Origin of the sequence: Alcaligenes sp. SDU_A2 (genome assembly GCF_038237375.1) — a bacterium.
Lineage (GTDB): Bacteria > Pseudomonadota > Gammaproteobacteria > Burkholderiales > Burkholderiaceae_B > Alcaligenes.
In genome coordinates this window covers 2,238,229-2,253,137 of the sequence record NZ_CP151273.1, presented here as the reverse complement: position 1 = coordinate 2,253,137, position 14,909 = coordinate 2,238,229, and the positions used below count along the sequence as shown (strand labels likewise).

At 60.5% G+C, this 14,909-nt stretch carries 10 protein-coding genes; all 10 read left to right on the top strand.

The window, feature by feature from the left end; genetic code table 11:
* Positions 1 to 40: 40 nt before the first annotated feature.
* The 10 genes from clpA (at position 41) to AADW57_RS10405 (ending at position 14,805) form a co-directional block, all read left to right on the top strand.
* A complete protein-coding gene (gene clpA, locus AADW57_RS10450; protein WP_341666833.1) occupies positions 41 to 2,365 on the top strand; it encodes an ATP-dependent Clp protease ATP-binding subunit ClpA in 2,325 nt (774 codons plus the stop codon).
* 3 nt (positions 2,366 to 2,368) lie between these two features.
* A complete protein-coding gene (locus AADW57_RS10445) occupies positions 2,369 to 3,646 on the top strand; it encodes a paraquat-inducible protein A (RefSeq protein ID WP_341666832.1) in 1,278 nt (425 codons plus the stop codon).
* Positions 3,647 to 3,649: 3 nt separating this feature from the next.
* Positions 3,650 to 5,323: a PqiB family protein gene (locus tag AADW57_RS10440; protein ID WP_341666831.1), complete on the top strand. Its 1,674-nt coding sequence runs from the start codon at positions 3,650 to 3,652 to the stop codon at positions 5,321 to 5,323.
* Positions 5,320 to 5,931: a PqiC family protein gene (locus tag AADW57_RS10435; RefSeq protein WP_341666830.1), complete on the top strand. Its 612-nt coding sequence runs from the start codon at positions 5,320 to 5,322 to the stop codon at positions 5,929 to 5,931. The genes AADW57_RS10440 and AADW57_RS10435 overlap by 4 nt, the downstream gene beginning before the upstream one ends.
* 98 nt (positions 5,932 to 6,029) lie before the next feature.
* Positions 6,030 to 9,803 (top strand): trifunctional transcriptional regulator/proline dehydrogenase/L-glutamate gamma-semialdehyde dehydrogenase, encoded by a 3,774-nt coding sequence (putA, locus tag AADW57_RS10430; protein WP_341666829.1) that lies wholly within the window; start codon positions 6,030 to 6,032, stop codon positions 9,801 to 9,803.
* 132 nt (positions 9,804 to 9,935) lie between these two features.
* Positions 9,936 to 11,084, top strand: a complete 1,149-nt coding sequence (locus tag AADW57_RS10425; RefSeq protein WP_445819203.1) for a branched-chain amino acid ABC transporter substrate-binding protein — start codon at positions 9,936 to 9,938, stop codon at positions 11,082 to 11,084.
* A gap of 133 nt (positions 11,085 to 11,217) precedes the next feature.
* Complete coding sequence (locus AADW57_RS10420; RefSeq protein WP_341666827.1) at positions 11,218 to 12,150, top strand: branched-chain amino acid ABC transporter permease; 933 nt, start codon at positions 11,218 to 11,220, stop codon at positions 12,148 to 12,150.
* Complete coding sequence (locus tag AADW57_RS10415) at positions 12,147 to 13,229, top strand: ABC transporter permease subunit (RefSeq protein WP_341666826.1); 1,083 nt, start codon at positions 12,147 to 12,149, stop codon at positions 13,227 to 13,229. Before AADW57_RS10420 ends, AADW57_RS10415 begins: the two co-directional genes overlap by 4 nt.
* On the top strand, positions 13,226 to 14,071 hold the full coding sequence (locus AADW57_RS10410) for an ABC transporter ATP-binding protein (RefSeq protein ID WP_341666825.1): 846 nt from the start codon (positions 13,226 to 13,228) through the stop codon (positions 14,069 to 14,071). The genes AADW57_RS10415 and AADW57_RS10410 overlap by 4 nt, the downstream gene beginning before the upstream one ends.
* Positions 14,068 to 14,805, top strand: coding sequence for an ABC transporter ATP-binding protein (locus AADW57_RS10405; RefSeq protein ID WP_341666824.1), 738 nt, complete (start codon positions 14,068 to 14,070; stop codon positions 14,803 to 14,805). Before AADW57_RS10410 ends, AADW57_RS10405 begins: the two co-directional genes overlap by 4 nt.
* Positions 14,806 to 14,909 lie beyond the last annotated feature (104 nt).

The window sequence follows — 14,909 nt, the reverse complement described above, 5'->3', positions numbered from 1 at the left end:
AAGCAACCCAAAGTTTTACTCTTGCCGTGTAGGAGGAAGCGTGATCTCCGAAGAACTTGAAGTCAGTCTACACATGGCCTTTGTCGAGGCACGTGCCGCGCGCCATGAATTCATCACGGTAGAGCATCTGCTGTTGTCCCTGCTCGATAATGCGTCGGCGGTGGAGGTGCTGAAAGCATGCGCAGCCGATATTGATGCACTGCGTCAGAATCTGCGCAAATTCATCAACGAAAACACACCCACCTTTCCGGGTGAAGGCGAAGTGGATACGCAGCCCACACTGGGCTTTCAACGCGTCATCCAACGTGCCATCATGCACGTATCGTCCAGTAACTCCGGTAAAAACGTGGTGTCGGGTGCCAATGTGCTGGTCGCCATGTATGGCGAAAAGGACTCCCATGCCGTGTACTACCTGCAGCAGCAGGGCGTCACGCGCCTGGACGTGGTCAATTTCCTGTCCCACGGCATCACCAAGTCCAACCCCGAACCCACGCCGCCCGAAACGCCCAAGGCGTCGGCTGCCCCCGAGCCCGACACGCGCTCGGACTCGCAAAAATCGCCGCTGGATCTGTACGCCACCGATCTGAACGCCGAAGCCAGCCTGGGCCGCATAGACCCGCTGATCGGCCGCGAAAAAGAGGTCGAGCGGGTCATTCAGGTATTGTGCCGCCGCCGCAAGAACAATCCTTTGCTGGTGGGCGAGGCCGGTGTCGGCAAGACGGCTATTGCCGAAGGGCTGGCGCTGCGCATCCAGCGCGGCGAAGTGCCCGACATTCTGGGGCAGGCGCGTGTGTACGCTCTGGACATGGGGGCGTTGCTGGCCGGCACTAAATACCGGGGCGACTTCGAGCAGCGTCTCAAGGCCGTGCTCAAGCAGCTCAAGGACACGCCGCAGGCCATCTTGTTCATCGACGAGATCCATACGCTTATCGGCGCAGGCTCGGCCTCCGGCGGCACTCTGGATGCGTCCAACCTGCTCAAGCCTGCTCTGTCCTCCGGTCAGCTCAAGTGCCTGGGGGCGACGACCTACAATGAATACCGCGGCATCTTCGAGAAGGATCACGCCCTGTCGCGGCGTTTCCAGAAAATCGATGTTGCCGAGCCCACGGTCGAGCAGACCATCCAGATTCTGCGTGGCCTGAAGTCCCACTTCGAGGAACATCACGGCGTACGCTATTCGGCCGCCGCCCTAACGGCTGCCGCCGAGTTGTCGGCCCGTTACATCAACGATCGTTTCCTGCCGGACAAGGCCATCGACGTCATCGACGAGGCTGGCGCAGCCCAGCGCCTGTTGCCGCGTTCGCGGCAAAAGAAAGTCATTGGCAAGGTGGATATCCAGGCAACGGTGTCGCGCATTGCGCGCATTCCGCCGCAGTCCGTGTCCATGGACGACCGCAACAAGCTGGCGACGCTGGCGCGCGATCTTAAATCCGTGGTCTTTGGTCAGGATGCCGCCATCGATGCATTGGCCGCCGCCATCAAGATGGCGCGTTCCGGCCTGGGCCTGCCCGATAAGCCGATCGGCTCCTTCCTGTTCTCCGGCCCGACCGGAGTGGGCAAGACCGAAGTGGCCCGTCAGCTGGCTTTTGTGCTGGGCGTGGAACTGCTGCGATTCGATATGTCCGAGTACATGGAGCGGCATACCGTATCGCGCCTGATCGGCGCGCCACCCGGCTATGTCGGTTTTGACCAGGGCGGGCTGCTGACCGAAGCAGTCACCAAACAGCCGCACTGTGTGCTCTTGCTGGATGAAATCGAAAAAGCCCATCCGGATGTCTACAACATCCTGCTGCAGGTCATGGACCATGGCACCCTGACGGATAATAACGGGCGCAAGTCCGATTTCCGCAATGTCATCCTGATCATGACCACCAATGCGGGGGCCGAAGCCCTGAACAAGACCAGCATCGGATTTACTCAGTCCGAGCGCACCGGCGACGAGATGCAGGATATCAAGCGCCAGTTCTCGCCGGAGTTCCGCAATCGGCTCGATGCCATCATCGGCTTTAAGCCCCTGTCGCGGGACATCATCCTGCGCGTGGTGGACAAGTTCCTGATGCAGCTGGAAAACCAACTGCACGAAAAGCGCGTGGAAGTGTCTTTCTCTGATGCCTTGCGGGACTATCTGGCCGTCAAGGGGTTCGATCCGGCCATGGGGGCCCGGCCCATGCACAGGCTTATTCAGGACACCATACGCCGCGCATTGGCCGACGAGCTGCTGTTTGGTCGCCTGGTGGATGGTGGGCATGTGGAAGTCGTACTGGACGACAAGGAACAAGTGGTGTTGGAGTTTCCGACTGCCGGGCCGGACGCGCCAGACAGCACGGCTTCTTCGTCACGTCCCGAGCCGGAGCTGGTTGACTAAATCATGGGGGTTCGCCCGCTTGTAGCCTGTACGCACTGTGACACGGTTCACGAGCGGGTTCCCTTGCAGGGGGCGGGTTTGGCGCGTTGCGTATGCTGCGACGCCGAACTGTATCGGCATAGCCGGTTTTCGCCGCGCCAGTGGCAGGCCGTGGTGCTGGCGGTATTGGTGTTGTTTCTGATCGCCAATTTGTTCCCTGTGGTCAGCCTGAGCATGGCGGGCAAGACCGTCAATCCTACTTTTCCCAAGGCCTTGTTGCTGATCTGGCAACAAGGCTATATGGGTTTGTCCGTGATGGCCGGCTTGGTCGGTTTCTGGCTGCCTTTATTTCAACTGCTGTTTCAGTTTTGGGCCTTGGGTCTGATTGCCCGCAGGCGACCCTTGCCCGGCGACTTTGGTTTGGGTATGCGGGTGCTGTGCCATCTGGAGCATTGGTCCATGACGGCGGTCTTGTTTCTGGGGCTGGTGGTGGCTCTGGTCAAGTTTGCCGGCATAGGCCGCCTGACGGTCGAGCCGGGTTTATATGCCTTCTTTGTCCTGACCTTTTTGTTGACTGGTCTGAGCCGGCTGACGGCACGGCGTTTGTGGCGCTGGGCGGAAGATGCAGATCTGGTGCAGGTGGCGCAGGCCCAGGTGCTAAAGCATACCAAGGGTTGGTGTGCGTGTGACCATTGCGGCTTAGTGCAGGTGCAGGGTGACGGGCCTTGTCAGCGTTGCGGCGCGGCTTTGCACAAACGTAAACCCAATAGCCGCGTGCGCACTGCTGCGCTGGTATTGACGGCCTGTGTCTTTTATATTCCTGCCAACGTCTTGCCCGTCATGGAACTGCGTAGCGCCTTGGGCAGCAGCGCCCATACCATTTTGGGTGGTGTGATCCAACTGTGGGAATTGGGTTCCTGGGATCTGGCTGTCATCGTGTTTGTGGCCAGTATCGTGGTGCCGATTACCAAGCTGTTGGCGTTGGCCGTGCTCTTGCTTGGGCGGCATTGGCGCGGTAATGCCGTGCAGCGCCAGCGTAACCGTCTTTACGATATGGTCGAGCTGATCGGGCAGTGGTCCATGCTGGATGTATTTGTCGTGGTTCTGATGGCGGCGCTGGCCAATTTTCCAGGTCTGTCGCAGATTATTCCAGGACCTGGCGCGCTTAGTTTCGGCATTGTCGTTGTGCTGACGATGTTGGCCGCGATCAGTTACGATCCCCGCGAAGGCTGGGACAGGGCCATCACAGAATCGACCGATGCACAACGGTCTTTTTCTTCTTCACATGCTTCAAAAGGATAAAACGTGGACGATTCCAACACCACGCCCAAGGCTGATGCGCCAGTGCCGGCAGAGCGGTCCGGCGATCCGCCTACGCCACGTGTTGTACTGGCCAAGCGTTCGCGTTTTTCCTGGATCTGGATTTTGCCTATTGCCGCCGCCTTGGTGGGGGCTTCGCTGGTGGTGCGCAACTGGATGTTGACTGGACCACGCATCACCATCAGTTTTGATTCGGCCGACGGCTTGGCGGTGGATCAGACCAAGCTGCGCTATCGGGATGTGAATGTGGGCACGATTGTCGATATCCAGGTGGCACCGGATCGGCAGCGCGTCATAGTGACGGCACAGCTCGAGCGCGACGGGGCCGAGTTTATTACCCAGAAAGACTCGCGATTTTGGGTGGTGCGTCCGCGGCTGGGTTTAAGCGGTGTTTCGGGCTTGGGTACCTTATTGTCGGGCGCGTATATCGGCGTGGATGCGCCCCATAGCCTTGAAAAATCGGATAAGGCCTTCGAGTTCACTGGCCTGGAGCGGCCGCCGGAAGTCATCAGTGGCCGGCCGGGCAAGCGTTTTGTGCTGACCGCCCCGGAACTGGGCTCGCTGGACCTGGGATCGCCCGTGTATTACAAAGGCACGCAGGTGGGGCAGGTCATCAGTTACGAGCTGGACCCGGAAGGCAAGGGCGTGCAGGTGCAGGTGTTCGTCGATGCGCCCAACGACCGGTTCGTGACTGACGGCGCGCGGTTCTGGAATGTCAGCGGTGTGAACATGAGCCTGGACCCCAATGGGTTTACGGTACGTACCTATTCTATGGTTGCCGCATTGGCGGGCGGCCTGGCGTTCGAGCAAAAACCGGATGAGCCCACGACGCTGGCCAAGTCTAATGCCCAGTACGAATTGTTCCCCTCCAAGGAGCAGGCCATGGCCGACCCGGACGGGCCTGCGGTCGAGCTGAATTTCCATTTTCACCAGTCTGTACGCGGGCTGGCGGTCGGCTCCAAAGTCGAGTTTCGCGGCATGGAGCTGGGCAAGGTGCAGGATGTGGACCTGGAGTACGACTTCGAGGCCAAGCGTTTCTATGCCTTGGTCAAGGCGCGTATCTATCCGCAACGCTTTGGCCGTTTCTACGAGCTGATCGCCAGCACCTCGCTTAAGGGCGGCGATCCGGTGCGTGCCTTGGTCGGTCCCATGATCGATCGCGGCCTGCGTGCCCAGATGCGTCCTGCCAGCCTGATTACCGGCCGGCAATATATTGCGCTGGAGTTCTTTGATAAAGTCCCCAAGGTCGAGTTCGACCCAGAGGCGCATCCACTGGTGATTCCCGTGATAGGGGGCGACTTCGACCGCCTGCAGGAACAGGTCAGCGATATTGTCACCAAGATCGCGGCCGTGCCGTTTGATCAGATCGGCAAAGATCTGCAACGAGGTTTGGCCGACTTGGGCAAGGTGCTTAAACAGATGGACAAGGCGACCGTGCCGCAGTTGACCGGCACGCTTAAATCCATCGATCAGGCCGTGCAGAAGCTGGGAGCCATGCTGGAAACCGAGTCGCCCATGAACACGGCCCTGGGTCAGACCCTGAGCGAACTGAACCGTTCGTTGCGCTCGTTGCGCGATCTGTCCGACACCTTGCAGAATCAACCCTCTTCTTTGCTGCGAGGGCGTTCTCCCGATGTTCTGCCGGAGCCTAATCCATGACGTTTCGTCTCGTTTCTGTTGTTGGCTGCTTGGGTTTGTTGGCCGCGTGTGCCGGCACACAGCCTACCTATTACACCTTGCAGCCGCCCTTGCCCAGTGCGCCTATGGTCGATTCTGCCCGGAATTGGACCGGTTTTCAGATCCGCAAGGTCACGGTGCCTTCGCAACTGGATCGTCGCTCGGTGGTGCTGACAGTTCCGCCGGGGGCCGAAGTGCGTTTGCTGAATGACAGTTTGTGGGCGTCTCCGCTACCTGACGAATTGGCTCTGGCCTTAGCCTCGGGCCTGCAGGCCCGGCTGGGCGCAGCGCAATTGGCGGACCTTGGCGGAAAGACGCCGTTCTGGCGGCTGGATGTGGCGGTGCAGCGCTTCGAGTCCATCTACGGACAGCAGGCGGTACTGGAATTAAGCTGGGCGATCCAAGCCGTGGGGTTTGACGCACCTTCCTATCGATGCCGCTGGCTGGATGTGGAGCCGGCCTCGTCCGTGCCGGAGCTGGTTGCCGCCCATCGGCTGCTGCAAGGACGTCTAGCCGATGTTCTGGCTGCGCAGATGCAAGGCAAGCCTGTGCCTGCGGATAGGGTTAACCGTATTTCGTGTTCGGGTTAACCTTTATGAATTCGGGTTAACCTGAATTGGTCCAGAGGTTAACCGACGGTAGTATCTCGGTAATTTGATGCAACAGGCATTTTTACCGGGACACGGGCATGGCAAGCACAACCTTAGGGATCAAGGTCGATACAGAACTGCGGGAGCGCTTGCGCGGCGCGGCGGACAAGTTGCAATGTACGCCGCATTGGCTGCATAAACAGGCGCTGTTGTCCTACATCGAGAATATCGAGCGTGGTGCGATTCCTGGCGAATTGGCGTATCTGCAAGGAGCCGATGGCGTGGCGACGGATGATCTTGTCGAAACGCCCCAGGCTCCGTTTTACGCCTTTGCCCAAGATGTTCAGCCGCAAAGCGTGTTGCGTGCGGCGATTACCGCTGCGTATCGGCGTCCCGAGACCGAATGCGTCCCGCTGTTGGTAAGCGCGGCACGCGCCTCCCAGGACCCGCGTGCTCAGGAGCTGGCGGCGCGTCTGGTGAATACGCTGCGCGCCAAGCGCACCGGCGGCGGAGTGGAGGGGCTGATTCAGGAGTTCTCGCTGTCTAGCCAGGAGGGCGTGGCTCTGATGTGTCTGGCCGAAGCGCTGTTGCGCATTCCCGACCGCGCCACCCGCGATGCCTTGATACGCGACAAGATCAGTCATGGCGACTGGCGCGCCCATGTGGGCGAATCTCCGTCCTTGTTCGTCAATGCCGCGACCTGGGGGTTGATGCTGACTGGCCGCCTGGTCAGTGTGAGCAGCGAAAAGAACTTGTCCTCGGCCCTGACCCGCATGATAGGCAAGGGCGGCGAACCACTGATTCGCAAAGGCGTGGACGTAGCCATGCGCATGATGGGCGAACAGTTCGTGACTGGGCAGACCATTGCCTCGGCCTTGGCCAATAGCCGCAAGTTCGAGGAAAAAGGCTTTCGTTATTCCTACGACATGTTGGGCGAGGCGGCGACCACGGCGCAAGATGCCCAGCGCTACTATCAAGCGTACGAACAGGCGATCCATGCCATCGGCAAGGCCAGTCAGGGGCGGGGCATATACGAAGGCCCAGGCATTTCCATCAAGCTGTCGGCCTTGCATCCACGCTACAGCCGCGCGCAGCGCGACCGGGTCATGGGCGAGTTGTATCCGCGCTTGTTGGCCTTGGCCCAATTGGCGCGTCAGTACGATGTGGGCCTGAATATCGATGCCGAGGAAGCCGACCGCCTGGAGCTGTCCCTGGATCTGCTGGACCGCTTGTGTTTCGATGCCTCGCTGACCGATTGGAACGGCATTGGTTTTGTGGTGCAGGCCTATCAGAAGCGGGCCCCTTTTGTCATCGATTACCTGATTGATCTGGCCCGACGCAGCGGCCATCGCCTGATGCTGCGTCTGGTTAAAGGGGCGTACTGGGACTCGGAAATCAAACGCGCCCAAGTGGACGGTCTGGAAGGCTATCCTGTTTATACCCGTAAAGTACACACCGACGTCTCGTATCTGGCGTGTGCGCGCAAACTCTTGCAGGCACCCGAGGCCATATATCCGCAGTTTGCTACGCACAATGCCCAGACCCTGTCCGCCATTTACTATATGGCCGGTCAGAACTACTACCCAGGTCAGTACGAGTTTCAATGTTTGCACGGCATGGGCGAACCGCTCTATGACGAGGTGGTCGGCCCGCTCAAGGCCGGCAAGCTGAATCGTCCTTGCCGGATCTATGCGCCGGTGGGGTCGCACGAAACTTTGTTGGCCTATCTGGTGCGCCGTTTGCTCGAAAACGGAGCCAATACCTCTTTTGTGAATCAGATCGGCGATGCCGACCTGCCGGTTGAACACCTGGTGGCCGACCCGGTCGCCCAGGCCCTGCAATTGCAGCCTTTGGGACGTGCGCACGACAAGATACCGCTACCGCGCCAACTGTATTGGGAAGCGGAGCAGCGCCTGAACTCTGCCGGTCTGGACCTGAGCAACGAACATCGCCTGGGTTCCTTGGCGGCGGCCCTGATGCAAAGTGCCGCCCAGCCTTGGCGCGCGCAGCCCTTGCTGGGCCAGGACACGCCGGTCTGGGACGATGCCAAGGCACGCGCCGTCATCAATCCCGCTGATGGGCAGGATGTGGTCGGGCAGGTCATGGAAGCGGCTCCGGCCGATGTCGCGCATGCATTGGATGCGGCCGCGCATTACGCGCCGATCTGGCAGGCCACGCCGGTCAACGAGCGGGCCGCCGCCCTGTTGCAGGCTGCCCAGTTGCTGGAAGACCAGATGCAGGAGCTGATGGGGCTGCTGGTGCGCGAAGCGGGCAAGTCCTACGCCAATGCCATTGCCGAAGTGCGCGAGGCCGTGGATTTCCTGCGCTATTACGCCGGGCAAGTGCTGCGCGAATTTGATAACGATCGTCAGCGCCCATTGGGCGTGGTGGTCTGCATCAGTCCCTGGAACTTTCCTTTGGCTATTTTTCTGGGGCAGGTTTCAGCGGCGCTGGCCGCCGGCAACGTCGTGCTGGCCAAGCCGGCCGAACAAACGCCCTTGATCGCTGCGGCTGCGGTGCGACTATTGCATCGCGCAGGCGTGCCGGAAGGTGCGGTGCAATTGTTGCCTGGCGATGGTCCGTCCGTGGGCGCGCCGCTGGTGGCCAGTCCGCTGGTCAATGGCGTTCTGTTTACGGGTTCTACCGCCGTTGCCAAATCCTTGGCCCGTCAACTGGCGCAGCGCCTGACGCCGGACGGGCAGGTGGTGCCGCTTATTGCCGAAACGGGCGGGCTCAATGCCATGGTGGTCGACAGTTCCGCATTGGCCGAACAGGTCGTGTTCGATGTGCTTAACTCGGCCTTTGATTCGGCCGGTCAGCGTTGCTCGGCCCTGCGTTTGCTGTGCATTCAGGAAGAAGCCGCCGAGCGCGTGCTGGGCATGTTGCGCGGCGCGCTGCAAGAGCTGCGTGTGGGCAATCCCGACCTGCTCAGCACCGATGTAGGGCCGGTCATCGACGAGGAAGCCCGCGCCGGCATCGAACAGCATATTGCGGCCATGCGCAGCGCCGGTTTTACGGTCGAGCAGGGGGAAGCGCCCGCTGCGCTGAGCGGCACGTTTGTGTTGCCTACGCTGATCGAGATCAAACAGGTGCAGGATCTGGAACGCGAAATTTTCGGCCCTGTGCTGCATGTCATGACCTATGCGCGCAAGGACCTGGATACGCTGGTCGATCAGATCAACGAACGCGGCTATGGGCTGACCTTCGGCGTGCATACCCGCCTGGACGAAACCGTGCAGCGCGTAGTATCTCGCATTCGCGCCGGCAATATTTATGTCAATCGCAATATGGTGGGCGCAGTCGTGGGCGTGCAGCCGTTTGGCGGCGAAGGCTTGTCGGGTACCGGTCCCAAGGCCGGCGGGCCGCTGTATTTGCGTCGGCTGCTTAGCCGCTGCGTGCAGGAGCTGCCTTTGCAGACCTGGAGTCAGCAGGGCCAGGTATTGCCCGGTCCCACTGGCGAGTCCAACATGTATCAATTACATCCGCGCGGGCGTGTGGCGTGTCTGCCGGCCAGCGTCGAGGGTTGGCAGGCCCAGCAGCAGGCGTGTACGCTCAGCGGCTGCCGACCTGTGTTGGTTCACCGGGCCGGTCTGGATGGTTTAACGGTGGGAGGCATCGAGCAGATTGATCTGTCGGAGCTGGTTGCGGCAGATTATGATGCTGTCTTGTTTGAAGGTGACGGCGACGAGCTCAAGCAACTGGCCGCTCAGATTGCGCAGCGCGAAGGTGCCATCGTCGGGGTGCAGGGCTTGTCCACGCAGGACATACTGCAGGGCAGCACCTACAGCGCCGAGCGTCTGGTACGCGAGGTGTCGGTCAGCACCAATACCGCAGCGGCAGGCGGTAATGCCAGCCTGATGATGGTGGGTTAGCGCGCGGGTCGGCGTTTTATGTCAAACAGCAGGCGGGGTCTGGCCGCAGAACGGCAGCCCCTACACTTTATAGCAGTAAGGCCGGCCATAAGCCCGGTCCCATTAAAACTAGGGAGAACAACCATGCAGTCCATGAAAAACATGAAATTGGGTCTGGTTTCGGCCGCCGTGCTGGCTGCTTTCGCCGCCACACCGGCTTTGGCAGCGGATAAAGTCATCAAGTTGGGCTTTGCTGCCCCCTTGACCGGTCCGCAAGCGCACTATGGCGAAGATATGCGCAATGGCTTGATTCTGGCACTGGAAGAGGCCAACGCGCAGAATATTCAGATCGATGGCGCAACCGCCCGTTTCGAGCTGGTGGCCAAGGACGACCAGGCCGATCCGCGCACGGCCGTGCAGGTTGCCCAGCAGATCGTGGACGATAATGTGGACGGCGTGTTGGGGCACTTTAACTCCGGCACCACGATCCCGGCTTCGCGCGTCTACAACGACGCCGGCATCCCCCAGATCGCCATGGCGACCTCGCCCGAATACACCCAGCAAGGTTACGACAATACCTTCCGCATGATGACCAGCGACACCCAGCAGGGTGCGGCCGTTGGGCAGTTCATCGTCAAGGATCTGGCAGGCAAGAAAATCGCCCTGATCGACGACCGCACGGCCTATGGTCAAGGTTTGACCGATCAGGTGGCGCGCGCGGTGGAAAAAGCGGGTGGCCAGATCGTGGCGCGTGAATACACCACGGACAAGGCTAACGATTTCACCTCCATCCTGACCAACATCAAGTCCAAGCAGCCCGATGCCATTTTCTTCGGTGGTCTGGATGCGCAGTCCGGTCCCATGAAACGTCAGATGCAGACCCTGGATATCAAGGCTCCGCTGGTATCGGGCGAAATGACCCGCAGCGACACCTTCCTGCGTCTGGCCGGCAATGCGGCCGATGGCACCTATGCTTCCCTGGCCGGTGTGCCTTTGGCCACGATGGCGGCCGGTGCTAAATTCGCCCAGGACTACAAAAACCGCTTCAAGGCCGATCCTGGCGTTTACGCACCCTATGCCTATGACGGTGCCTGGAACATGATCACCGCCATGAAAGAAGCCGGTTCCTCCAAGGCTGAAAGCTATCTGCCCAAGCTTGCCGCCTTGAAGCGCAGCGGTGCCACCAGCAGCAATATTGCCTACGACAAGAACGGCGACCTGAAAGAAATCGCTGTGACCATTTACCAGGTCAAGGATGGCAAGTGGACCATGGTCAAGACCATGGTGAGCCAGGCCAACTAAGTACGGCATCTGGTGCCTGAGCCGCGCGCCCGTCGCGCGGCTCTTCAGCCGGTTCCCAGGGGGGCGACCGGCACCCGCTGTTCCGTGGCCATACCGCGGTGCATGATTGGGAAACGACAGCGAGTCCATGGCTATGGAAATACTGATACAACAACTTATTAACGGCCTGACCGTCGGCAGTGTCTACGCGCTGGTGGCGCTGGGCTACACCATGGTCTACGGGATCATAGGCCTGATCAACTTTGCCCACGGCGACGTGGTGATGGTGGGGGCCATGCTGGCAACCACCGTAGTGCTCTCCCTGGTGGGGGCCGACCCGGCCGGCATATCCGCCGGGCTGGCGGTAGGATTGGCCCTGATGGCCGCCATCCCTGCCTGCATGGCCATAGGCTGGACAGCCGAACGCTATGCCTATCGTCCTTTGCGCCGCGCGCCGCGTCTGGCCGCGCTGATTACCGCCATCGGGGTGTCCTTTATCGTCCAGAACATCGCCATGATGATCTGGGGGCGTAATTACCTGAGTTTTCCGCACATTATCGAACCCACCGTCTTTCAACTGGGCGATGCCCGCATCAGCCTGTTGCAGATCATGATCATCGGCGGTGCGGCGCTGATCATGGTGGGCCTGATGGTGCTGGTACACCGTACCCGGCTGGGTACGGCCATGCGGGCGACCGCCCAGAACCGCGAAGTCGCCGGGCTGATGGGCGTTAATATCAACACCGTCATATCGGCCGCGTTCCTGATCGGTTCGGCCCTGGCGGCCGTGGCCGGCGTCATGATCGTGACCTATTACGGTGTGGCCCAATACACCATGGGTTTCATGCTGGGCCTGAAAGCCTTTACCGCCGCCGTGCTGGGCGGCATCGGCAACCTGGGCGGGGCCATGCTGGGCGGTCTTCTGCTGGGCCTGATCGAGGCCTTGGGTGCCGGTTATATCGGCGATCTGACCAATGGCGTCTTCGGCAGCAATTATCAGGACGTGTTTTCCTTCATCGTTCTGATCATGGTGCTGATTTTCCGTCCGTCCGGTTTGCTGGGCGAACGCGTGGGAGATCGGGCATGAGCACGCTGAACAAAAAAGAACCGATCCCGATGCGCGTCTGGCTGGGCGCATTACTGATCGGTGCCGTCCTGGCAGTGCTGCCTTTTGTGCTGGGCATGGCCGGTCAAAGCTGGATACGTACCCTGAACTTCGCGCTGCTGTACGTCATGTTGGCCCTGGGCCTGAACATTGTGGTGGGCTTTGCCGGGCTGCTGGATCTGGGCTATATCGCGTTTTATGCGGTCGGTGCTTATATCTGGGCCATGCTGGCGTCGCCGCACTTTGGCCTGCACTTACCGTTCTGGATCGTCATGCCGGCGGGCATTGTTCTGGCGGCCTTGTTCGGCGTGTTATTGGGCTTTCCGGTTCTAAAGCTGCGCGGGGACTATCTGGCCATCGTCACGCTGGGCTTTGGTGAAATCATCCGCATTTTCATGAACAATCTGGATGCGCCGGTCAATATCACCAATGGGCCGCAAGGCATCAATCGGGTCGACACCTTTCAGGTCGGCGAATTTATGTTTGGCCGTGCCGAGACCTTTTTCGGCATGCGCATCACCGGGCCGGAAAAGTACTATTACCTGCTGCTGGCCATTACCTTGCTGATTGTCTTTGTGTGCGTGCGTTTGCAGCATTCGCGCATAGGCCGGGCCTGGGAAGCCATACGCGAGGACGAAATCGCCGCCAAGGCGATGGGTATCAACACCCGCAACGTCAAGCTGCTGGCCTTTGCGATGGGGGCCACCTTCGGCGGCGTGGCCGGTGGGCTGTTTGCTTCCATGCAAGGGTTTGTCAGTCCGGAAAGCTTTAGCCTGACCGAATCGATTTCCGTGCTGTGCATGGTGGTGCTGGGTGGTATGGGCCACATACCGGGCGTGATCGTGGGGGCCATCCTCTTGTCGGTCTTTCCCGAGCTGCTGCGGGCCGTCGTCGTGCCTTTGCAGCAAAGCGTGTTCGGCGATGTGATTCTGGACCCCGATGGCATACGCATGCTGCTCTTTGGTTTTGCGCTGGTACTGGTCATGATCTATCGCCCCGAAGGGCTGTGGCCGTCCGCGGTGCGTCGCCGTGAACGCAAAGCGAGGGAGTCCCAGGCATGAGCACAATCGCACACAACAACACCGTCGCCACCGGGCAAGTGCTGCTGCAGGCCAGCGGACTGTCCAAGCGCTTTGGCGGCTTGCAGGCCCTGTCCGATGTCAGTTTCAGCATCTGCAAGGGTGATATCTACGGTTTGATCGGGCCCAACGGTGCCGGCAAGACCACGCTGTTCAATGTCATGACCGGTTTGTACGTGCCCGAATCCGGGCGCTGCGAATTTGCCGGTCACGTGCTGAGCGATTACAAACCGCATCAGATCGCCGCCGCCGGCTTTGCGCGTACCTTTCAGAACATCCGTCTGTTCGGCAATCTGTCCGCGCTGGAAAACGTCATGATCGGTCGGCATGTGCGTACCCATGCCGGGGTGCTAGGTGCCGTGCTGCGCAATCGGGCCACGCGCCGCGAGGAAGAGCAGATCGAGGCACGCGCCTATGAACTGCTGGACTACGTGGGCATTGCAGAACGTGCCAACGATATTGCGCGTTCCTTGTCGTACGGCGATCAGCGCCGTCTGGAAATTGCCCGCGCCCTGGCGACCGATCCGCAACTGTTGGCGCTGGACGAACCGGCCGCTGGCATGAACCCGTCTGAAACCGTGGTGCTGCGTCAGCTGATCGAAAAAATCCGCGACGACGGCATTACCGTGCTGCTGATCGAGCACGACATGAAGCTGGTCATGGGCCTGTGCGACCGCGTGCTGGTGCTGGAATACGGCAAGGTGCTGGCCGAAGGCAAGCCCGCGCAGGTCCAGCACAACCCCCGCGTCATCGAAGCCTATCTGGGGGCGGGGGCCGCCAAGGAACTGGGTATCAGTACCGCCACGCACGAGGAGCAAGCATGAGCACATCACCCTTGATGTTGGATATTCGGAACCTGGACGTGGCCTATGGCGGCATCCGTGCCGTGCGCGACTTGAACCTTCAGGTGGGTAAGGGCGAACTGGTGTGCCTGATCGGTGCCAACGGCGCAGGCAAAAGCACGACACTGCGCGCCATCTGCGGTCTGGTGCCGGTGGCGGCTGGCCATATCGATTACCAGGGCCAGAGCATCGTGGGCGTGCCCTCGCATCAACTGGTGCGGCGCGGCCTGGTCATGGTGCCCGAAGGGCGGGGGATCTTTGGTCAACTGACCATCGAAGAAAACCTGTCCATGGGGGCCTACACACGCCGCGACGATGCCCAGGTGCGTCAGGACGTGGAGCGGGTCTATACCTTGTTTCCGCGACTGGCCGAGCGCAAAAAGCAGTCGGCCGGAACCCTGTCCGGCGGCGAACAGCAAATGCTGGCCATGGGTCGCGCCATGATCTCCCGGCCCGACCTGCTCCTGCTGGACGAACCATCCATGGGCCTGGCACCGATCATGGTCGAGCGCATCTTCGGCCTGATCCAGGACATCGCCAAAGAAGGCGTCACCATCCTGCTGATCGAGCAAAACGCCCGCCTGGCACTGGAACTGGGTGACCGCGGCTACGTCATGGAGTCCGGCCGCATTATCCTGGAAGGCCCCGCCTCCCAACTGCTGCATGACCCCAAAGTGCGCGCCGCCTACCTGGGCGAAGAAGACTTCGCGGCTTGATCGACGCTCCTGGCCTTTTGGAGCCAGAAAAAGAAAAAGCCAACCGGCCTTCGGGCGGGTTGGCTTTTTTTGTTGGGGTATTTGACTTTAGTGAGGTGGGTGGC

Bases quoted from the DNA above. Each gene is read 5' to 3' on its own strand.
- AADW57_RS10410 (WP_341666825.1), top strand. From the start codon at position 13,226: ATGAGCACAATCGCACACAACAACACCGTCGCCACCGGGCAAGTGCTG.
- AADW57_RS10420 (WP_341666827.1), top strand. From the start codon at position 11,218: ATGGAAATACTGATACAACAACTTATTAACGGCCTGACCGTCGGCAGT.
- AADW57_RS10445 (WP_341666832.1), top strand. From the start codon at position 2,369: ATGGGGGTTCGCCCGCTTGTAGCCTGTACGCACTGTGACACGGTTCAC.
- AADW57_RS10405 (WP_341666824.1), top strand. From the start codon at position 14,068: ATGAGCACATCACCCTTGATGTTGGATATTCGGAACCTGGACGTGGCC.
- AADW57_RS10435 (WP_341666830.1), top strand. From the start codon at position 5,320: ATGACGTTTCGTCTCGTTTCTGTTGTTGGCTGCTTGGGTTTGTTGGCC.
- putA (WP_341666829.1), top strand. From the start codon at position 6,030: ATGGCAAGCACAACCTTAGGGATCAAGGTCGATACAGAACTGCGGGAG.
- AADW57_RS10425 (WP_445819203.1), top strand. From the start codon at position 9,936: ATGAAAAACATGAAATTGGGTCTGGTTTCGGCCGCCGTGCTGGCTGCT.
- AADW57_RS10415 (WP_341666826.1), top strand. From the start codon at position 12,147: ATGAGCACGCTGAACAAAAAAGAACCGATCCCGATGCGCGTCTGGCTG.